At 64.5% G+C, this 19,469-nt stretch carries 17 protein-coding genes; 5 read left to right on the forward strand and 12 right to left on the reverse strand.

Annotated features, from left to right (window positions below):
- Nucleotides 1–23: 23 nt before the first annotated feature.
- The 12 genes from ACREYQ_RS11200 to ACREYQ_RS11255 all read right to left on the reverse strand — a co-directional run bounded on the left by ACREYQ_RS11200 (nt 24) and on the right by ACREYQ_RS11255 (nt 11,870).
- Nucleotides 24–725: an ABC transporter ATP-binding protein gene (locus tag ACREYQ_RS11200; RefSeq protein ID WP_432257674.1), complete on the reverse strand. Its 702-nt coding sequence runs from the start codon at nt 723–725 to the stop codon at nt 24–26.
- Nucleotides 725–1,498: a high-affinity branched-chain amino acid ABC transporter ATP-binding protein LivG gene (livG, locus tag ACREYQ_RS11205; RefSeq protein WP_432257675.1), complete on the reverse strand. Its 774-nt coding sequence runs from the start codon at nt 1,496–1,498 to the stop codon at nt 725–727. The genes ACREYQ_RS11200 and livG overlap by 1 nt, the downstream gene beginning before the upstream one ends.
- Nucleotides 1,495–2,775, reverse strand: a complete 1,281-nt coding sequence (locus ACREYQ_RS11210; RefSeq protein ID WP_432257676.1) for a high-affinity branched-chain amino acid ABC transporter permease LivM — start codon at nt 2,773–2,775, stop codon at nt 1,495–1,497. Before ACREYQ_RS11210 ends, livG begins: the two co-directional genes overlap by 4 nt.
- A 14-nt stretch (nt 2,776–2,789) precedes the next feature.
- A complete protein-coding gene (gene livH, locus ACREYQ_RS11215; protein ID WP_432257677.1) occupies nt 2,790–3,716 on the reverse strand; it encodes a high-affinity branched-chain amino acid ABC transporter permease LivH in 927 nt (308 codons plus the stop codon).
- Nucleotides 3,717–3,969: 253 nt separating this feature from the next.
- Nucleotides 3,970–5,085, reverse strand: coding sequence for a branched-chain amino acid ABC transporter substrate-binding protein (locus ACREYQ_RS11220; RefSeq protein ID WP_432257678.1), 1,116 nt, complete (start codon nt 5,083–5,085; stop codon nt 3,970–3,972).
- A gap of 606 nt (nt 5,086–5,691) precedes the next feature.
- Nucleotides 5,692–6,993, reverse strand: coding sequence for a citrate synthase (gene gltA, locus ACREYQ_RS11225; protein WP_432257679.1), 1,302 nt, complete (start codon nt 6,991–6,993; stop codon nt 5,692–5,694).
- 43 nt (nt 6,994–7,036) lie between these two features.
- Nucleotides 7,037–7,324 carry a succinate dehydrogenase assembly factor 2 gene (locus ACREYQ_RS11230; protein ID WP_018309460.1) on the reverse strand — a complete coding sequence of 96 codons (288 nt, stop codon included), beginning with the start codon at nt 7,322–7,324 and terminating at the stop codon, nt 7,037–7,039.
- An 82-nt stretch (nt 7,325–7,406) separates the two neighbouring features.
- Complete coding sequence (locus ACREYQ_RS11235; RefSeq protein WP_011298473.1) at nt 7,407–8,108, reverse strand: succinate dehydrogenase iron-sulfur subunit; 702 nt, start codon at nt 8,106–8,108, stop codon at nt 7,407–7,409.
- 34 nt (nt 8,109–8,142) lie between these two features.
- Nucleotides 8,143–9,921, reverse strand: coding sequence for a succinate dehydrogenase flavoprotein subunit (gene sdhA / locus ACREYQ_RS11240; RefSeq protein WP_011298474.1), 1,779 nt, complete (start codon nt 9,919–9,921; stop codon nt 8,143–8,145).
- Between the two features lie 3 nt (nt 9,922–9,924).
- Nucleotides 9,925–10,290 (reverse strand): succinate dehydrogenase, hydrophobic membrane anchor protein, encoded by a 366-nt coding sequence (sdhD, locus tag ACREYQ_RS11245; RefSeq protein WP_432257680.1) that lies wholly within the window; start codon nt 10,288–10,290, stop codon nt 9,925–9,927.
- Between the two features lie 11 nt (nt 10,291–10,301).
- Nucleotides 10,302–10,712 carry a succinate dehydrogenase, cytochrome b556 subunit gene (gene sdhC, locus ACREYQ_RS11250; RefSeq protein ID WP_432257681.1) on the reverse strand — a complete coding sequence of 137 codons (411 nt, stop codon included), beginning with the start codon at nt 10,710–10,712 and terminating at the stop codon, nt 10,302–10,304.
- Nucleotides 10,713–10,994: 282 nt separating this feature from the next.
- The gene (locus tag ACREYQ_RS11255) at nt 10,995–11,870 is read right to left on the reverse strand and encodes a UTRA domain-containing protein (RefSeq protein ID WP_432257682.1); all 876 of its coding nucleotides are present in this window, start codon (nt 11,868–11,870) and stop codon (nt 10,995–10,997) included.
- A gap of 411 nt (nt 11,871–12,281) precedes the next feature.
- On the opposite strand from ACREYQ_RS11255, the gene ACREYQ_RS11260 reads away from it, so the two are divergent.
- From ACREYQ_RS11260 to acnA, 5 genes are all read left to right on the forward strand, one after another.
- Complete coding sequence (locus tag ACREYQ_RS11260) at nt 12,282–13,265, forward strand: malate dehydrogenase (protein WP_432257683.1); 984 nt, start codon at nt 12,282–12,284, stop codon at nt 13,263–13,265.
- A 132-nt stretch (nt 13,266–13,397) separates the two neighbouring features.
- A complete protein-coding gene (locus tag ACREYQ_RS11265; protein ID WP_432257684.1) occupies nt 13,398–14,378 on the forward strand; it encodes an HpcH/HpaI aldolase/citrate lyase family protein in 981 nt (326 codons plus the stop codon).
- A gap of 33 nt (nt 14,379–14,411) precedes the next feature.
- A complete protein-coding gene (prpC, locus tag ACREYQ_RS11270) occupies nt 14,412–15,596 on the forward strand; it encodes a bifunctional 2-methylcitrate synthase/citrate synthase (protein ID WP_432257685.1) in 1,185 nt (394 codons plus the stop codon).
- Nucleotides 15,597–15,760: 164 nt separating this feature from the next.
- On the forward strand, nt 15,761–16,339 hold the full coding sequence (locus ACREYQ_RS11275) for a hypothetical protein (RefSeq protein ID WP_432257686.1): 579 nt from the start codon (nt 15,761–15,763) through the stop codon (nt 16,337–16,339).
- A 279-nt stretch (nt 16,340–16,618) separates the two neighbouring features.
- Nucleotides 16,619–19,324 carry an aconitate hydratase AcnA gene (gene acnA, locus ACREYQ_RS11280; protein WP_432257687.1) on the forward strand — a complete coding sequence of 902 codons (2,706 nt, stop codon included), beginning with the start codon at nt 16,619–16,621 and terminating at the stop codon, nt 19,322–19,324.
- Nucleotides 19,325–19,469: the final 145 nt, after the last annotated feature.

A 19,469-nucleotide genomic window follows, 5' to 3' on the forward strand; every position in this document is an offset into this window, starting at 1 on the left:
TCTGCGCCCGGGGCGCGGCTTCGTCAGCCGCCCAAATACGCCGCCTTGATGCGGTCGTTGGCCAGCAGGTTGGCGCCGGTATCGGCCAGCACTACCTTGCCGGTTTCCAGCACATAGCCCCGGTCCGCGACCTGCAGCGCCTTGTTGGCGTTCTGCTCGACCAGGAACACAGTGACGCCTTCGTCACGAATGGTGCGGATGATGTCGAAGATCTGCGCGATGATCAGCGGCGCCAGGCCGAGCGTGGGCTCGTCCAGCAACAGCAGGCGCGGCCGGCTCATCAGCGCGCGGCCGATCGCCAGCATCTGCTGTTCGCCGCCGGACATGGTGCCGGCGCGCTGGCTGGCGCGCTGGTTCAGGCGCGGGAACAGCTTGAACACGTGCTCGATGCCGGCCTCGATCTCGTCGCGTTTGGCGAAGAACGCGCCCATCTTCAGGTTTTCCAGCACGGTCAGGCTCGGGAACACGCGCCGGCCCTCGGGCGAGATCGCGAGCCCCAAGCGCATGATCTCGTGCGTGGACCGGTTGGTGATGTCCTCCCCTTCGAACAGCACGCGCCCGCTCGAGGCGCGCGGCGTGCCGCACACGGTCATCATCAGCGTCGTCTTGCCGGCGCCGTTGCTGCCGATCAGGGTGACGATCTCCCCCTTGTTGACTTCGATCGATACGCCCGACAGCGCCTCCACCGCGCCGTAGTGGGTATGGACCTGTTCCAGCTTCAGCATCAGTCCTCTCCCAGGTAGGCCTTGATCACGCGCGGGTCGTTGCGCACTTCCTCCGGTTTGCCGATCACGATCGGCTTGCCGTGTTCCATCACCAGGATGCGGTCCGACACGCCCATCACCAGGCTCATGTCGTGCTCGATCAGCAGCACCGAGATACCGAACTCGCGGCGCAGCTGGTCGATCAGCTGCTGCAGTTCGATCTTCTCCTGCGGGTTCAGGCCAGCCGCCGGTTCGTCCAGCATCAGCAGGCGCGGCTTGGTGATCATGCAGCGCGCGATTTCCAGCCGGCGCTGGTGGCCGTACGACAGCGTGCCCGCCTCGCGGTTGGCCACCGAGGTCAGGTTCATGCGCTCGAGCCAGACCGCGGCGCGCTCCAGCGCCTCGCGCTCGGCACGGCGGTAGGCGGGCGTGGCAAAGAGGCCGCGCAGGATGCCGGCCTGCACCTGGCGATGCTGCGCCACCAGCAGGTTTTCCACCACCGTCAGCGACTTGAACAGGCGGATATTCTGGAAGGTCCGCACCAGGCCCTTGCGCGCCACCTGGTGGCTGGGCAGGCCGGCAATGGCGTGGCCATCCAGCGTGACCTCGCCGGCGGTGGGCTTGTAGAAGCCGCCCACACAGTTGAACACCGTGGTCTTGCCGGCACCGTTGGGGCCGATAATGGCGAAGACCTCGTCGCTGCGCACATCGAAATCAATACCGTCCACCGCCAGCAGGCCGCCGAAGCGCATCTGCAGGCCGGAGACCTTCAGCAATTCTGCGTTTGCACTCATCGCGGCAACTCCACGTGGGGACGGCTCGCGGGCAGCAGGCCCTGCGGACGCCACATCATCATCAGCACCATCACCAGGCCGAAGATCAGCATGCGATATTCGGCAAAGCCGCGCGCCACCTCGGGCAGCACGGTCAGCAGGATCGCCGCCAGGATCACGCCCAGCTGCGAGCCCATGCCGCCCAGCACCACCACCGCCAGAATCAGCGCCGACTCGATGAAGGTGAACGATTCCGGATTGACCAGCCCCTGCCGCGCCGCGAAGAAGGCGCCGCCGATGCCGGCGAACGAAGCCCCCAGCGTGAACGCCGACAGCTTGATGCGGGTCGGGTTCAGGCCCAGCGAGCGGCAGGCGATCTCGTCGTCGCGCAGCGCTTCCCAGGCGCGGCCCATCGGCATGCGGATCAGCCGGCCGGTCACGAACAGCGTGAAGCCGACCAGCAGCAGCGCCAGCAGGTAGAGGAAGATCACCATGTGCTGGCCGCTGTAGTCCCAGCCCAGCAGTTCATGGAAGGTCCTGGCGCCCTCCACGCTCGCGCTGCGCGCCATCTCGATGCCGAACACGGTCGGCTTCGGGATGCCCGAGACGCCGTCCGGGCCGCCGGTCAGGCTGGTCAGGTTGTTGGCAAGCAGGCGAATGATCTCACCAAAGCCCAGCGTCACGATGGCCAGGTAGTCGCCGCGCAGGCGCAGCACCGGGAAGCCAAGAATAAAGCCGAAGGTGGCCGACATCGCCGCGGCGATCGGCAGGCATTCCCAGAAGCTCAGCCCGAAATACTGGTTGAGCAGCGCGTAGGTATAGCCGCCAATGGCGTAGAAGCCGACATAGCCCAGGTCGAGCAGGCCGGCATAGCCCACCACGATATTCAGGCCCAGCCCCAGGATCACGTAGATCAGGGCCAGCGTGGCCACGTCGACCGCGCCGCGCGAACCGAAGAACGGCCACACCAGCCCCACCGCCAGCAGCACCCATACCGCCACGCGCTGCTGCCGCGCGCCCAGTTGCGGCACCGCCGGCAGGTGCACCGCGCTGCCGGCCCGCGACAGCATCGGCTTGAACAGCTGGAACAGGAAGACCGCCGCCACGGCGATCCACACCGGCCGCCAGTGCGGCTCGAGCACCACCTTGTAGCCTTCCAGCTTGAGCTGCAGGCCCAGGATGGGGATGGTCAGGATGGCCGTCATCACGGCCGCGGTGATCGCGTTCTTCAGCGACTGGCCCGGCGCCGCAGCGCGTGCGGCTTGCCCGGCGGGTATTGCGCCAACTTTGTTAGTCATGGTCTCGTCCTCCCTCAGACCTTTTCGACATCAGGCTTGCCCAGCAGCCCGGTCGGACGGAACAGCAGCACCAGCACCAGCAGGCTGAACGCAACCACGTCCTTGTATTCGGCCGGCATGTAGCCCGAGGCGAAGGTCTCCGCCAGGCCCAGCAGCACGCCGCCGAGCATCGCGCCCGGGATGCTGCCGATGCCGCCCAGCACCGCCGCGGTAAAGGCCTTGATGCCGGCGATAAAGCCGATGAAGGGATTGAGCTTGCCGATGGTCAGCCCGATCAGCACGCCGCCCACCGCCGCCAGCATCGCACCCAGCACAAAGGTGAAGGAGATCACCTTGTTGGTGTCGATGCCCAGCAGGTTGGCCATGCGCATGTCCTCGGCGCAGGCACGGCAGGCGCGGCCCATGCGCGAGCGGCCGATGAACAGCGTCAGCGCGATCATCAGCAGCAGCGTCACGCCCACGATCAGCAGGCGCGAGTAAGGCACCGTCACGGTGAAGTCGCCGCCCATCTGGAACTCGATGGCGCCCGAGATCAGCACCGGCACCGACACGTCGCGCGCGCCCTGCCCGATCTGGACATAGTTCTGCAGGAAGATCGACATGCCGATGGCGGAGATCAGCGGCACCAGCCGCGGTCCGCCCCGCAAGGGCCGGTATGCCACCCGCTCGACCGCATAGCCGTAGACGCCGGTGACCAGCACCGAGACCAGCAAGGCGGCGCCCAGCACCAGCGGCAGGGGGTAGCCTGCCTGGGCGCCGATCGCGGTGAGCGTGACCAGGCCGACATAGGCGCCGATCATGTAAATCTCGCCGTGCGCGAAATTGATCATGCCGATGATGCCGTAGACCATTGTGTAGCCGATGGCGATCAGCGCATAGATCGCACCCAGCGTCAGGCCGTTGACCAGCTGCTGGGTGAACTGTGGAAGGAATTCATTCATTGGGGGAAAACCTCGAAGCCGCAGAGCTGGCCTCAGCAGGGATGCACCAAAACCATTCGAACTTGCCAAAGCAAGGTGTTCTCCCTCTCCCCTCATGGAGAGGGCCGGGATGAGGGGTGGGCTAGCTAGGAGCCACATCAAGCGGGGCCATCGGTTTGACCCCGCGGCCGTCAGCCTCTGACCCGCCTGCCCTCACCCCCTGCCCCTCTCCCGCAAGCGGGAGAGGGGAGCACCCCATCGGGATGCGAATGCCTTAGTTGGCGGCCGTCTTGCTGGCGTCCTTGTGCCAGGTGTAGACCACGAACTTGAAGGACTTCAGGTCGCCCTTGTCGTCGTACTCGACCTTGCCGATCGGGGTCTGGAAGGCGTTCTTGTGCATGCACGCCGCGACCTTGGCCGGATCGGTGCTCTTGGCGCCGGCAATGGCGTCGCCGATGATCTTGACGGCGGCATAGGACGGCATCTGGAACGGACCGTTGGCGTCACGCTTCTTGTCGGCAAAGGCCTTCACCAGCGCGGCGTTGGCCGGGTCGGCCGAGAAGTCGGCCGGCAGCGTCACCAGCATGCCTTCCGAGGACGGGCCGGCAATCGCCGTCACGTCCTTGTTGCCCACGCCCTCGGGGCCCATGAAGGTGGCCTTCACGCCCTGCTCGCGCGCCTGGCGCAGCAGCAGGCCCATTTCCGGGTGGTAGCCGCCGAAGTAGACAAAGTCCACGCCCTGCGACTTGAGCTTGGTGATGACCGCGGAGTAGTCCGAGTCGCCGGCGTTGATGCCTTCGAACACGGCCACCGGGATCTTGGCGGCTTCCAGGTCCTTCTTCACCGAGCTGGCGATGCCCTGGCCGTACGACTGCTTGTCGTGCAGCACGGCAACCTTCTTCGGCTTGACCTTGCTGATGATGTACTGGGCGGCAGCCGGCCCCTGCTGGTCGTCGCGGCCGATGGTGCGGAAGATGAACTTGCGCTTCTTGGTCTCGGTCAGCTGCGGCGCGGTGGCCGACGGCGTCACCATCACGATGCCTTCGTTCTCATAGATGTCCGAGGCCGGGATGGTCGAACCCGAGCAGACATGGCCGATCACGTACTTGATGTTCTGGCTGACGATCTTGTTGGCAACCGCCACGGCCTGCTTCGGCTCGCAGGCGTCGTCCATCATCACCACTTCGAACTTGTTGCCGCCGGCGCCGCCAGCTGCGTTGATCTGTTCGATGGCGGTCAGCGCACCGGCCTTGACCATGTCGCCATACTGCGCCACCGAGCCACTCATCGGGCCGGCAATGGCGATCTTCACGGTTTCAGCGTTGGCGGCGGCGCCAAAGGTGGCCAGCATGGCGGCCAGCGAGATGGACGTAAGACGGGACAGCGTCATCAGGAGCTCCTCGATTTATGTTTGGGTCAACCGGGCAGAAACGGTATGACCTGCGCAATCGAACAACACCCGCGGACTACAGATAAAGACGCCCGAGACGCGGAAGACGGGCCTGCAAGGGAGAGACAGCTTTTGCGGGGCCCGGCATGTGTCAGTCCCCCTGAGGTAATGGGGACCAAGGTTCGGAAAGACAACGATTGATGCGTTCTCTATTGCGCAAGCGATTCGCCTGCCCCGCTTGCCACACTGCATGCCGGAAGGGTGGCCCGGCTGCCGTCGGCAAAGCAGCCCGCATTATAGGGTCAAATTTCCTGATGGATGCGAAAATCGCACAATATATGGCGGACCAGATTGGCAGACTGCGGCACGATTGCCCACAAATTGCTTTTATCACCACTTTTGTGCATTGCGACACGGATTGGTGTAGGAGGCACTTGCGGGGTGGACTGGATGCCGGAAACTGCGCAGCAATTGAGACCGGTTCGCTGGCCGGCGCCCCTCTTTTCCGGGCCTTCGCGCCGACCTAAAACACAAAAAAAAACGCCCCGGATAACCGAGGCGTTTCTCCTACCGCTTCGACGCGGTGGTCAAACAGTAGCCAACCGCTTACCGCTTGGCCACATCCGGCACATCACGCGTAGCCGCGCCAACAAACAGCTGACGCGGACGACCAATCTTGTATTCCGGATCGGTAATCATCTCTTCCCACTGCGAGATCCAGCCCGGGGTACGAGCCAGCGCGAAGATGCAGGTGAACAGCGACGTCGGGATACCCAGCGCGCGCTGGACGATGCCCGAGTAGAAGTCGACGTTCGGGTACAGCTTGCGGCTGACGAAGTACTCGTCTTCCAGCGCGATCTTTTCCAGCTCCATGGCCAGCTTGAACAGCGGGTCGTTGTGCAGGCCCAGCTCTTCCAGCACTTCATGGCAGGTTTCGCGCATCAGCTTGGCGCGCGGATCGTAGTTCTTGTACACGCGGTGACCAAAGCCCATCAGGCGCACGCCCGAGTTCTTGTCCTTGACCTGCTTGATGAACTCATTGATGTTGTCGACGCTGCCGATTTCTTCCAGCATCTTCAGCGCGGCTTCGTTGGCGCCGCCATGGGCCGGCCCCCACAGGCAGGCCACGCCGGCGGCGATGGCTGCGAACGGGTTGGTGCCCGACGAACCGGCCAGGCGCACGGTCGAGGTCGACGCGTTCTGCTCGTGGTCGGCGTGCAGGATGAAGATACGGTCCAGCGCGCGTTCCAGCACCGGGTTCACGGTGTACGGCGCACACGGGGTGGCGAACATCATGCGCATGAAGTTGCCCGAGTAGGACAGGTCGTTCTGCGGGTAGATGTACGGCTGGCCGATGTTGTACTTGTACGCCATGGCGACCAGGGTCGGCATCTTGGCGATCAGACGGATGGCCGAGATCTCGCGCTGGTGCGGATCGTCGATGTCCATCGCGTCGTGGTAGAAGGCGCTCATGGCGCCCACCAGGCCGGTCAGCACCGCCATCGGGTGGGCATCGCGGCGGAAGCCGCGCAGGAAGAACTGCAGCTGCTCGTGAACCATGGTGTGGTTCATCACCGAGTTGACGAACTCTTCCTTCTGCTTGGCGTTGGGCAGTTCGCCCTTGAGCAGCAGGTAGCAGGTCTCGAGGTGGTCGCACTTCTGCGCCAGTTGCTCGATCGGGTAGCCGCGGTACAGCAGTTCGCCCTTGTCACCATCGATATAGGTGATCTTGGAATTGCACGAAGCCGTCGACATGAAACCGGGGTCGTAAGTGAACTTACCGGTCTGTCCGTACAGCTTGCGAATGTCGATTACGTCCGGGCCAACGGTACCCGTGTAGATCGGCAGCTCAACGCTGGGGGAACCATCGGAGAACGATAGCGTGGCTTTCACATCGGACGGCGTCATGTCGGATCCTTCAAATGCTGTGAATAATAATGTTGACCAAAACTCAGACCGTACGCAGCAGGGTGATGACTCGCTGCATCGGGGGCGTGTCGAGCTCACCGTCCAGTTCCTTGCGCGCAAGGAGCAGGTCCATCAACTCGTTGTCGCTGAGTTCGAACAGGGTGCTCAGCGAAGCCACGTCCTCGTCGGACAGGCTCTCCTCGTAACGGTTGAAAAAACGTTCGACGATGATGTCGTTCTCCAGGAGGCCGCGGCGGGCGCGCCAGCGCAGGCGGGCGCGCTTGTGCGGATCGGCCTGATGGGAGAAAGTGGTGGCAGGACTCTCAGTCATGGCTTCCTACTTCCGACACGCCAGCCCGATATAGCCGCTCGGGCTGACGTGTCGCTTACAACTACTGCAGACAGCCGCCGGATCAGACCGCGCGGCGGACCATCAGCTCCTTGATCTTGCCGATGGCCTTGGTCGGGTTCAGACCCTTCGGGCACACATCGACGCAGTTCATGATGCTATGGCAACGGAACAGGCGGTACGGGTCGTTCAGGTTGTCCAGACGCTCGCTGGTGGCCTGGTCGCGGCTGTCCGCGATAAAGCGGTAAGCCTGCAGCAGGCCGGCGGGGCCGACGAACTTGTCCGGGTTCCACCAGAACGACGGGCACGACGTCGAGCAGCTGGCGCAGAGAATGCACTCATACAGGCCGTCCAGCTCGTCACGCTCTTCCGGCGACTGCAGGCGCTCTTTCTCGGGCGGCGGCTCGTCGTTGATCAGGAACGGCTTGATCGAGTTGTACTGCTTGAAGAAGTTCGTCATGTCGACGATCAGGTCGCGCACCACCGGCAGGCCGGGCAGCGGACGCAGCACGATGCGGTCCGGCAGCTCGCGCATATTGGTCAGGCAGGCCAGGCCGTTCTTGCCGTTGATGTTCATCGCGTCCGAGCCGCACACGCCTTCGCGGCACGAACGGCGGAACGAGATGGTTTCGTCCAGCTTCTTCAGCTTGACCAGCGCGTCCAGCAGCATGCGCTCGTGACCGTCCAGTTCGACCTCGTAGGTCTGCATGCGCGGCGCCGCATCCTTGTCCGGATCGTAGCGGTAGACTTCGAAAATACGCTTCATTTCTGTGGGTCCTGTTGTCTCTACGATGCGGTGCTCAGAACGTACGGGCCTTCGGCGGCACGCTTTCCACCGTCAGCGGTTCCATCTTCACCGGCTTGTAGTCGAGGCGGTTGCCTTCGCTGTAGAACAGCGTGTGCTTGAGCCAGTTCTGGTCGTCGCGGTTCGGGAAGTCGCTGTGCGCGTGGGCACCGCGCGATTCCTTGCGGGCGGCCGCCGAGATCATGGTGGCCTTGGCCACTTCCACCAGGTTGGCCACTTCCAGGGCTTCCACCAGCGCGGTGTTGAAGACCTTGGACTTGTCCTTCAGGTGGATGTTGTTGGCGCGCTCGGATACTTCCAGGATGCGCTCGACGCCTTCGTCCATCAGCTTCTGGGTACGGAACACGCCGGCATGCGACTGCATGTTCTTGCGGATGTCGTTGGCGACGTCCTGCGTGTACTCCCCCGACGACGTGGCCTGCAGCTTGGCCAGGCGCGACATCGCCAGGTCAGCGGCATCGGCCGGCAGCGGCTTGTGTTCCTTCTGCTTCAGGTTCTGCGCGATGATGTGGTTGCCGGCGGCGCGGCCGAACACCACCAGGTCGAGCAGCGAGTTGGTGCCCAGGCGGTTGGCGCCGTGCACCGACACGCACGAGCATTCGCCGATCGCGTAGAAACCGTTCAGGACTTCGTTCGGGTTGCCGTTCTTCGGCACCACGACCTGGCCGTGGAAGTTGGTCGGAATGCCGCCCATCTGGTAATGGATGGTCGGGACCACCGGGATCGGTTCCTTGATCGCGTCGACGTTGGCGAACTTCATGCCGATTTCGCGGATCGACGGCAGGCGCTTCATGATGGTCTCGGCACCGACGTGGGTCAGGTCGAGCAGCACGTAGTCGCCGTTCGGGCCGCAGCCGCGGCCTTCCTTGATTTCCTGGTCCATCGAGCGCGAGACGAAGTCGCGCGGCGCCAGGTCCTTCAGCGTCGGGGCATAGCGCTCCATGAAGCGCTCGCCGTCCTTGTTGCGCAGGATACCGCCCTCGCCGCGCACGCCTTCGGTGATCAGCACGCCCGCGCCGGCCACGCCGGTCGGGTGGAACTGCCAGAACTCCATGTCTTCCAGCGGCACGCCTGCGCGCGCCGCCATGCCCAGGCCGTCACCGGTGTTGATGAAGGCGTTGGTGGAAGCGGCGTAGATACGGCCGGCACCGCCGGTCGCGAACAGCGTGGTCTTGGCCTCGAGGATGTAGACCTCGCCGGTCTCCATTTCCAGCGCGGTCACGCCCAGCACGTCGCCGTCCTGGTCGCGGATCAGGTCCAGCGCCATCCACTCGACGAAGAAGTGGGTCTTGGCGCGCACGTTGCGCTGGTACAGCGTGTGCAGCAGTGCGTGGCCGGTACGGTCAGCCGCGGCGCAGGCGCGCTGCACGGGCTTTTCACCGTAGTTGGCGGTGTGGCCGCCGAACGGACGCTGGTAGATGGTGCCGTCGGGGTTGCGGTCGAACGGCATGCCGAAGTGTTCGAGTTCGTACACGACCTTCGGGGCTTCACGGCACATGAACTCGATGGCGTCCTGGTCACCCAGCCAGTCCGAGCCCTTGATGGTGTCGTAGAAGTGGTAGTGCCAGTTGTCCTCGCTCATGTTCCCCAGCGAAGCGCCGATGCCGCCCTGGGCCGCCACCGTGTGCGAGCGCGTCGGGAACACCTTGGACAGCACGGCCACGTTCAGGCCGGCTTCCGCGAGCTGGAGGGATGCGCGCATCCCGGCGCCGCCAGCACCGACGATGACCACGTCGAAACGGCGACGCGGCAATCCAGTCTTGACTGCGACCATTTATTACACCCTCCAGAGAATCTGAGCAGCGTAGCCCGCGCAACCGACGAGCCACAGAATCGTAAGAACTTGCAGCACGAGGCGCACGGCCATCGGCTTCACATAGTCCATCCAGATGTCACGCACGCCGATCCAGGCGTGATACAGCAGCGACAGGATGGTCAGGAACGTGATGATCTTCATCCACTGGTTGGAGAAGAGCCCTGCCCACGCTTCATACGAAGCGCCGTTCGACAGCAGGAAGGCAATGGCCAGGACCACGGTGAAGACCACCATGATGCAGGCCGTGACGCGTTGCGCGAGCCAGTCTTTCAGGCCGTAGTGCGCACCGACGACAAGACGCTTGGGACCGATATTGTTGTTTGCCACCGTGATTCTCCTCAGAACAGGCCGTACAGCTTCAGGCCGAAAATCAGGGTAAGCAGCAGGCTCACAACCAGCACGCCGATGGCAGACTTGGCCGAGGCGGGCTTGGAGACACCCACATGCACATCCAGCAGCAGGAAGCGGATACCAGCGCAGAAGTGATGCAGATAACCCCAGATCAGGGCCAGCACAACCAGCTTGACAAAGCCACCGGACAAAAGGGCCGAGAACTTTGCGAAGCTCAGTTCGGAGGTGATGCTCTGTTCAAACAGATACAGGACGAAGGGAAGGAGGAGGAACATCAGTGCACCGCTCGCGCGATGCAGGATGGATACCTTGCCGGCCCAGGGCAACCGGTATTTCGCGATCTGCGAAATACCGATATTCCGGAACTCCGGCCTGGCTTGTTTGACGGCTTCAGCCATGCGAGACCCCATTAGCGGTAAACAAAGAAACGAAACTGCCATTGCCCTGCATGCAACGGGATGCATTAGGGCAAAACCATGAGATTTTAGCGCCTTTGTTGCGCGCTGCACCAATAATTTTCAGCTATCAGGCGTCGACAAGCGCCGCCCGACAATCGCACACAAACCACATCCGGCGCGCCGCGTCACGCAACAACCACATGCGCCGCGCAACGGCCCGCATTACCATGACAAAAGCCGCAATAACCGGCGCCGGCGCGGGCATCCCGCCGGCTCCGTGATTCAGCTCAGGTCGTTCTGGTAATAGTGCCTGGTCGTTACGTACAACCCGCGGCGCACCTCTACGGGGCGATCGCCATAAGTGTAGGAAACGCGCTCGACCGACAACAGCGGCGAGCCCACCGGAACGGACAGCAACTCGGCCGCCGTCTCATCGGCGGGCACGGCGCGGATTTTCTCCGAGGCGCGAATCATGCGCGTACCGAATTCGGCCTCAAACAATGCATACATGGGGCCCTTCCACTCCGTCAGCTTTTCAGCGGTGAGACCCTTGAAGTTCGCGCCGAGCAGCCAGATTTCGTCCAGCACGGTCGATTCGCCCGAGAAATTCAGCACGCGGCGAATCTGCACCACGCTGTCGCCGGTGCGGATGTCGAGCAGCCGGGCAATCTCCGCGGGGGCGCGCAGGCGCTTGCATTCCAGCACATGGCTGGCGCCATAATGGGGCTCGCCTTCGTCGGGGACGAGGCGCAGGAAGCGGAACTTGACCACGTCTTCATGGTGCGTGGTCACGAAGGTGCCCTTGCCCTGCCGGCGCGCCACCAGGTTCTCGGCGGCAAGTTCGTCGATAGCCTTGCGCACGGTGCCCTGGCTGACCTTGTAGCGGGAGGCCAGCTCCATTTCGCTGGGGATCATCTCGCCGGGCTTCCATTCGCCGGACTGCAGGCTGCGCGTGATCAGCGCCTTGATCTGCTGGTAAAGCGGGCTGAAGGTGGGCGACGGCACGGCGTGCGGACCAGGGGCGGAAGCAGGTTGCGGGGCGGACTGCTGGGCAGGCGCAGGCGAAAGCGGCTGCGTCCCGGCGCCAGGCGTGGCGGCGCCAGATTCCTGCGCGCCGGGGGCGGCTGCGCCGGTCAGGGACGTAGGCAGGGAGGACATAGCGGGATTTCACCACAAAAGGGCGAGATACGTCCAGCCTTACGTTAATTGTCTTATGTCTTATATAAGACATATGAATTGACATCATGGGAGGCCCGGCCTACACTCGCGCTGGTCCACGCCCGCGATGGTCCGCCCAGGCCCGCCAGCATACCGGAATGTGCCGGTCCGGCGGCGGCCCGGTCTGGAAATGGCGCCTCGCTTCGCAGTAGACTAACGCTTTGTTGCATCACCATGACCCGTTGCGGCTCTCCCCACCGGTTCGGCCCCGTGGCCCCGCCACCTGGCTCCGGCGGACGGCCGCTCCCCGCTGTGGCGACAACCAGCACCCGGTGACGCACCGCGCCCCTTTGCATGACAGCGGCGTGACGCCGGCCGGCTTCCCCCCTTCTATCGTTTGGAGATTTACTCATGGCTAAAGCCCCAATGCGCGTCGCAGTGACCGGCGCCGCTGGCCAGATCGGCTACTCCCTGCTGTTCCGCATCGCCAACGGCGACATGCTGGGCAAAGACCAGCCGGTCATCCTCCAACTGCTCGACCTCCCGCAAGCCCAGCAAGCCGTCAAGGGCGTGGTGATGGAACTGGAAGACTGCGCGTTCCCGCTGCTGGCCGGCGTGGTCATCACCGATGACCCCAAGGTTGCCTTCAAGGACGCCGACGTGGCCCTGCTGGTGGGCGCCCGTCCGCGCAGCAAGGGCATGGAGCGCAAGGACCTGCTCGAAGCCAATGCCCAGATCTTCACCGTGCAGGGCAAGGCGCTGGACGAAGTCGCCAGCCGCAATGTCAAGGTGCTGGTGGTCGGCAACCCGGCCAACACCAACGCCTACATCGCCATGAAGTCGGCACCGAACCTGCCGCGCGAGAACTTCACCGCAATGCTGCGCCTGGACCACAACCGTGCCCTGTCGCAGATCGCCGCCAAGACCGGCAAGCCGGTGTCGTCGATCGAGAAGCTGTTCGTGTGGGGCAACCACAGCCCGACCATGTACGCCGACTACCGCTACGCCACCGTCGACGGCAAGAGCGTCAAGGACATGATCAACGACCCGGTGTGGAACAACGACGTGTTCCTGCCGACCGTCGGCAAGCGCGGCGCCGCCATCATCGAAGCGCGCGGCCTGTCGTCGGCTGCCTCGGCTGCCAACGCCGCCATCGACCACGTGCACGACTGGGTGCTGGGCACCAACGGCAAGGTCGTTACCATGGGCATCCCGTCCAACGGTGAATACGGCATCCCGGCCGACACCATGTTCGGCTACCCGGTGACCACCGCCAACGGCAAGTACGAGATCGTCAAGGGTCTGGAGATCGACGCCTACAGCCGCGAAAAGATCAACATCACCCTGAACGAACTGGAAGAAGAAAAGGCCGGCGTGCAGCACCTGCTGGGCTGACCTTCCGCTCGCTCGAGGAAAGACCGGGGTTCCGCAACGATTCAAGAATCAGCGCGGACCCCGGTTTTTTCATATGCAGGGGCCAGGCTGGCCCCTGCGCTTTCCCGTCAACGCCAATCTATCCGAATCAACGTGCATCCTTCCGAGGTCTTGTTCCAGGGCGAAGCCATCCCGGTCCAGTTGCCGGTGTGTGACCATTACGCGGGCAGCGAAAAGCTGATGCGCAAATCGCTTGCCCTGCAACAAGAGCTTGGGCCGGTGTTCGACATCACCTTCGACTGCGAGGACGGCGCCGCCGTCGGCCATGAGCGCGAGCACGCCGAACTGTGCGCGCATTTGGTCAACAGCCCGCTCAATGCCCACAACCGCGTCGGCGTGCGCATCCACGACCCGGCCCACCCCAGCTGGCGCGAGGACGTCGACGTGCTGGTGCGTGCTGCCGGCGCGCGCCTGGCCTATGTGGTAGTGCCCAAGGTTACCGACGTGGTCGAGGTCGCACGCGTGACCGACCATGTCAACCAGGCGGCGCGCAATGCCGGCATCGCCCGTCATATCCCGATCCATGTCCTGATCGAGACCCATGCCGCGCTGGAGCAGGCCTTCGATATCGCCGCGCTGGTGCAGGTGGAATGCCTGAGCTTCGGGCTGATGGACTTTGTCTCGGCGCATCATGGCGCCATCCCGGGCGAGGCCATGCGTTCGCCGCAGCAGTTCGAGCACCCGCTGATCCGCCGCGCCATGCTGGAGATTGCCGCCGCCTGCCATCGGCACGGCAAGGTGCCGTCGCACAACGTCAGCACCGACGTGCAGGCGCCGCAGCGTGCCGGCGACGATGCGTTGCGCGCGCGCAGCGAATTCGGCTACCGGCGCAAGTGGAGCATCCATCCGGGCCAGATCGCGCCGATCGTGGCGGCGTTTTGCCCGGGCCAGGAAGAGATCGGCGCGGCCAGCCAGATCCTGCTGGCGGCGCACGAGAACAACTGGGCACCGATCCGCCACGATGGCCAGCTACACGACCGCGCCAGCTACCGCTATTACTGGTCGCTGCTGCAGCGCGCGCAGGCCACCGGCACGCCGCTGCCGGCCAATGTGGAAGCGCTGTTCTTCGCCTGAAGCCGATACCCATACCAATAGCCAGAGACACGAATGTCCGCCTCGAAGATCGCCGCACCTGCCGCCACGGCCAGCGAGCCGGCCGCACCCCGGGTCAAGAAATCCGTCGCCCTGTCGGGCGTGACCGCCGGCAACACCGCGCTGTGCACCGTCGGCCGCACCGGCAACGACCTGCACTACCGCGGCTACGACATCCTCGACATCGCCGAGACCTGCGAGTTCGAGGAAATCGCCCACCTGCTGGTGCACGGCAAGCTGCCGACCAAATCCGAACTGGCCGCCTACAAGGCCAAGCTCAAGAGCCTGCGCGGCCTGCCCGCCAACGTCAAGGCCGCACTGGAATGGGTGCCCGCCAGCGCCCACCCGATGGACGTGATGCGCACCGGCGTGTCGGTGCTGGGCACCGTGCTGCCGGAGAAGGAAGACCACAACACCCCGGGCGCGCGCGATATCGCCGACCGCCTGATGGCCAGCCTCGGCTCGATGCTGCTGTACTGGTACCACTACAGCCACAACGGCCGCCGCATCGAAGTGGAAACCGACGATGACTCCATCGGCGGCCACTTCCTGCACCTGCTGCACGGCGAGAAGCCGTCGGCGCTGTGGGAGCGCGCCATGAACACCTCGCTCAACCTGTACGCCGAGCATGAGTTCAACGCCTCGACCTTCACCGCGCGCGTGATCGCCGGCACGGGCTCGGACATGTACTCGTCGATCGCCGGCGCCATCGGCGCGCTGCGCGGCCCCAAGCACGGCGGCGCCAACGAAGTCGCGTTCGAGATCCAGAAGCGCTACGACAACCCGGATGAAGCGCAGGCCGACATCACCCGCCGCGTCGAGAACAAGGAAGTCGTGATCGGCTTCGGCCACCCGGTGTACACCACCGGCGACCCGCGCAACCAGGTGATCAAGGAAGTGGCGAAGAAGCTGTCGAAGGACGCCGGCTCGATGAAGATGTTCGACATCGCCGAGCGCCTGGAAACGGTGATGTGGGACATCAAGAAGATGTTCCCGAACCTGGACTGGTTCAGCGCGGTGAGCTACCACATGATGGGCGTGCCGACGGCGATGTTCACCCCGCTGTTCGTGATCTCGCGCACCTCGGGCTGGGCCGCGCACATCATCGAGCAGCGCATCGACAACAAGATCATCCGCCCGAGCGCCAACTACACCGGTCCGGAGAACCTTAAGTTCGTGCCGATCGGCAAGCGCAAGTGAAGCCGGGCCAACAGCGGCGCCGATTATGTAACCAAAGACCAGAGCACTACGCCGCCTTCGCCAAATCGTAGAGAATAACGGCGGAAATTGTCCCGGCGCCGCCCCGATCCCAGGGCGGCGAATCAAACATAGATCGATTTCAGTATCCGAAAGGCACTCACAAAATGAAACATCTTGTCCTTGCCGCCTGCATCGGCGCATTCAGCCTGACCACCGCCACCGCCGCGATGGCGCAGGAACCCGCCAAGAAGACCACCGCGAAGAAGTCCTCGGCCAAGAAGAAGGCGGCTGCCGGCACCGCCGCGGCCGCAGGCACCGCTGCCGCAGTCACCCCGAACGGCGAAAAGTGGCAGTGCGAACTGGGCAACAGCCTGTATATCGCCGGCGACATGCTGCGCGACGAAGTCCTGACCGTGCACTGGCAAGGCAAGGACTACAAGCTGCCGCGCCAGACCACGGTGACCGGCGCCGACCGCTACTACGACGCCCGCTCCGGGCTGGACCTGGTGGTGATCCCGAGCAAGGCCATGCTGTTCAACAAGAACCTGGGCCAGCGCCTGGCCGACGAATGCCAGTCCGCAGCGATGCAGGCCGGCGCGGCTGCCCCGACCCAGGCCGGCGGCCTGCGCGCCCCGGTGACCGCCCCGCTGCTGGTCACGCCCCCGGGCGGCCCGACGCAGGTGCCGGGCGGCCAGGCGCTGCAGCCGGCAGGCACCCAGCAATCCGCCGCACCTAAGCAGTAAGTCCGTACCGGGGCGCTGGCAGCCGTTGAATTCCGGCCGCCAGCGCCCTTTTTGCCTTGCCGGGCAGTCAATCCCGGGCGGGGCATGCTGTCGGGCCGGCGTCGTTGTGGCCGGCTGGATGCCGAGCCGGGTGGCGGCAAAGCCGCGCCCCGGTTAGAGTATGCAGTTGCAGTGCGCTGCCGGCCTCGGACCGCGGTCAATCGCCGCGGCAGCGCACCGGGGTCTCGAATCAGGTCCGAGCCAAATGCCATCGCATCATCCTTCGATCGGAGTACGGCAATGCCCCACAACCTCAAGAACACGCTAAAAGAATTCAAGATCGGCTCTTCCGGCAAGGGCCAGTATTACTCCCTGCCCCAGTTGGGCGAGGCGCTGGACCTGGATATCGCGCGCCTGCCGGTGTCGATCCGCGTGGTGCTGGAATCGGTGCTGCGCAACTGCGACGGCAAGAAAGTCACCGAGGAACACGTCAGGCAGCTGGCCGGCTGGAAGCCGAACGCCGACCGCGTCGACGAGATTCCCTTCGTGGTGGCGCGCGTGGTCTTGCAGGACTTTACCGGCGTGCCGCTGCTGGCCGACCTGGCGGCGATGCGCAACGTCGCCGAGAAGATGGGCAAGAACCCCAAGAAGATCGAGCCGCTGGTGCCGGTGGACCTGGTGGTCGACCACTCGGTGCAGGTCGACCACTTCCGCGAGAAGAAAGCGCTGGACCTGAACATGCAACTGGAATTCCAGCGCAACAACGAGCGCTACCAGTTCATGAAGTGGGGCATGCAGGCCTTCGACACCTTCGGCGTGGTGCAGCCGGGCTTCGGCATCGTGCACCAGGTCAACCTGGAGTACCTGGCCCGCGGCGTGCACAGGAAGGATGGGGTCTACTACCCCGACACCCTCGTCGGCACCGATTCGCACACCACCATGATCAACGGTATCGGCGTGGTCGGCTGGGGCGTCGGCGGCATCGAGGCCGAAGCCGGCATGCTGGGCCAGCCGGTGTATTTCCTGACACCTGACGTGGTCGGCGTGGAACTGAAGGGCCGCCTGCGCGAAGGCGTCACCGCCACCGACCTGGTGCTGACCGTCACCGAGATGCTGCGCAAGGAAAAGGTGGTGGGCAAGTTCGTCGAGTTCTTCGGCGAAGGCACCGCCAGCCTGGCCCTGCCCGACCGCGCCACCATCGGCAATATGGCGCCCGAGTACGGCGCCACCATGGGCTTCTTCCCGGTGGACGAGAAGACCATCGAGTACTTCAAGGGCACCGGCCGCACCGAAGAGGAAATCGCCGCGTTCGAGGGCTATTTCCGCGCGCAGAAGATGTTCGGCATTCCCAAGGCCGGCGAGATCGACTACAGCAAGGTGGTGACGCTGGACCTGGGCACCGTGGCGCCGTCGCTGGCGGGCCCGAAGCGCCCGCAGGACCGCATCGAGATCGGCAACGTCAAGACCACCTTTGCCTCGCTGTTCAGCAAGCCGGTGGCCGAGAACGGCTTCAACAAGGATGCTGCCGACCTGGACCGCGCCTACACCACCGCCGACGGCCTCGAGGTGAAGAACGGCGACGTGCTGATTGCCGCGATCACTTCCTGCACCAACACCTCCAACCCGAGCGTGCTGCTGGGCGCCGGCCTGCTCGCCAAGAAGGCGGTGGAAGCCGGCCTGACGGTGGCGCCGCACATCAAGACCTCGCTGGCACCGGGCAGCCGCGTGGTGACCGAATACCTGAAGGCCGCCGGCCTGCTGCCGTACCTGGAAAAGCTGGGCTTCGGCGTGACCGCCTATGGCTGCACCACCTGCATCGGCAATGCCGGCGACCTGACGCCCGAGCTGAACGAGGCCATCACCAGCAACGACCTGGTGGCCGCCGCGGTGCTGTCGGGCAACCGCAATTTCGAGGCCCGCATCCATCCGAACATCCGCGCCAACTTCCTGGCCTCGCCGCCGCTGGTGGTGGCCTATGCCATCGCCGGCAACGTGACCCGCGACCTGATGACCGAGCCGGTCGGCAAGGGCAAGAAGGGCCGCGACGTCTATCTGGGCGACATCTGGCCGACCTCGGAAGAGATCCACGCGCTGATGAAGTATGCGATGGACGCCAAGACCTTCAAGGGCAACTACGAACAGGTCAAGAAGCCGAGCAAGCTGTGGGCCGGCATCAAGGGCACCAAGGGCCAGGTCTATGACTGGCCCAAATCGACCTACATCGCCGAGCCGCCCTTCTTCCAGGACTTCAGCATGCAGCCGGCCGCCACCAGCGCCAGCGTGCGCGGCGCGCGCGCGCTGGGCATCTTCGGCGATTCCGTGACCACCGACCACATCTCGCCGGCCGGCTCGATCAAGGACACCTCGCCGGCAGGCAAGTACCTGCTGTCGCATGGCGTGCTCAAGGCCGACTTCAACAGCTACGGTTCGCGCCGGGGCAACCATGAAGTGATGATGCGCGGCACCTTCGCCAACGTGCGCATCAAGAACCTGATGATCCCGGCCAAGGCCGACGGCTCGCGCGTGGAAGGGGGCATCACGCTGCACCAGCCCACCGGCGATGAAATGTCGATCTACGATGCGGCCATGAAGTACGTCGCCGAGGGCACGCCCACGGTGGTGTTCGGCGGCGAAGAGTACGGCACCGGCTCGTCGCGCGACTGGGCGGCCAAGGGCACGCAGCTGCTGGGCGTGAAGGCCGTGGTGGCCCGCAGCTTCGAGCGCATCCACCGCTCCAACCTGGTCGGCATGGGCGTGCTGCCGCTGCAGTTCAAGGGCAGCGACAGTGCGCAGACGCTGGGCATCATTGGCGATGAGACCTTCGACATCGAAGGTATCGAGGGCGAGCTGAAGCCGCAGCAGGACGTGGTGCTGGTGATCCATCGCGCCAACGGCGACGCGCAGCGGGTGCCGGTGCTGCTGCGCATCGATACGCCGATCGAGGTCGACTACTACAACCACGGCGGCATCCTGCCGTTCGTGCTGCGCCAGCTGCTGGCCGCCTGAGCGTCACCTGCGCCGTCGGCGCCGCCTGCCTGGCCTCCACTGCGGGGTCGCAGGCGGCGTTTTTCATTGCCCCCTGCGGCCTCTGAGTCACTCGGCACGATGCCCGGCGCGTGTAAGTTCCACGCAAGCCAGCGCTGCCACACTG

Source organism: Cupriavidus sp. TMH.W2, from assembly GCF_050847365.1.
Lineage (GTDB): Bacteria > Pseudomonadota > Gammaproteobacteria > Burkholderiales > Burkholderiaceae > Cupriavidus.

What these genes read in the sequence shown, in the direction of transcription:
- ACREYQ_RS11200 (WP_432257674.1), bottom strand. Translation starts at nt 725, where the DNA reads ATGCTGAAGCTGGAACAGGTCCATACCCACTACGGCGCGGTGGAGGCG.
- livG (WP_432257675.1), bottom strand. Translation starts at nt 1,498, where the DNA reads ATGAGTGCAAACGCAGAATTGCTGAAGGTCTCCGGCCTGCAGATGCGC.
- ACREYQ_RS11210 (WP_432257676.1), bottom strand. Translation starts at nt 2,775, where the DNA reads ATGACTAACAAAGTTGGCGCAATACCCGCCGGGCAAGCCGCACGCGCT.
- livH (WP_432257677.1), bottom strand. Translation starts at nt 3,716, where the DNA reads ATGAATGAATTCCTTCCACAGTTCACCCAGCAGCTGGTCAACGGCCTG.
- ACREYQ_RS11220 (WP_432257678.1), bottom strand. Translation starts at nt 5,085, where the DNA reads ATGACGCTGTCCCGTCTTACGTCCATCTCGCTGGCCGCCATGCTGGCC.
- gltA (WP_432257679.1), bottom strand. Translation starts at nt 6,993, where the DNA reads ATGACGCCGTCCGATGTGAAAGCCACGCTATCGTTCTCCGATGGTTCC.
- ACREYQ_RS11230 (WP_018309460.1), bottom strand. Translation starts at nt 7,324, where the DNA reads ATGACTGAGAGTCCTGCCACCACTTTCTCCCATCAGGCCGATCCGCAC.
- ACREYQ_RS11235 (WP_011298473.1), bottom strand. Translation starts at nt 8,108, where the DNA reads ATGAAGCGTATTTTCGAAGTCTACCGCTACGATCCGGACAAGGATGCG.
- sdhA (WP_011298474.1), bottom strand. Translation starts at nt 9,921, where the DNA reads ATGGTCGCAGTCAAGACTGGATTGCCGCGTCGCCGTTTCGACGTGGTC.
- sdhC (WP_432257681.1), bottom strand. Translation starts at nt 10,712, where the DNA reads ATGGCTGAAGCCGTCAAACAAGCCAGGCCGGAGTTCCGGAATATCGGT.
- ACREYQ_RS11255 (WP_432257682.1), bottom strand. Translation starts at nt 11,870, where the DNA reads ATGTCCTCCCTGCCTACGTCCCTGACCGGCGCAGCCGCCCCCGGCGCG.
- ACREYQ_RS11260 (WP_432257683.1), top strand. Translation starts at nt 12,282, where the DNA reads ATGGCTAAAGCCCCAATGCGCGTCGCAGTGACCGGCGCCGCTGGCCAG.
- prpC (WP_432257685.1), top strand. Translation starts at nt 14,412, where the DNA reads ATGTCCGCCTCGAAGATCGCCGCACCTGCCGCCACGGCCAGCGAGCCG.
- ACREYQ_RS11275 (WP_432257686.1), top strand. Translation starts at nt 15,761, where the DNA reads ATGAAACATCTTGTCCTTGCCGCCTGCATCGGCGCATTCAGCCTGACC.
- acnA (WP_432257687.1), top strand. Translation starts at nt 16,619, where the DNA reads ATGCCCCACAACCTCAAGAACACGCTAAAAGAATTCAAGATCGGCTCT.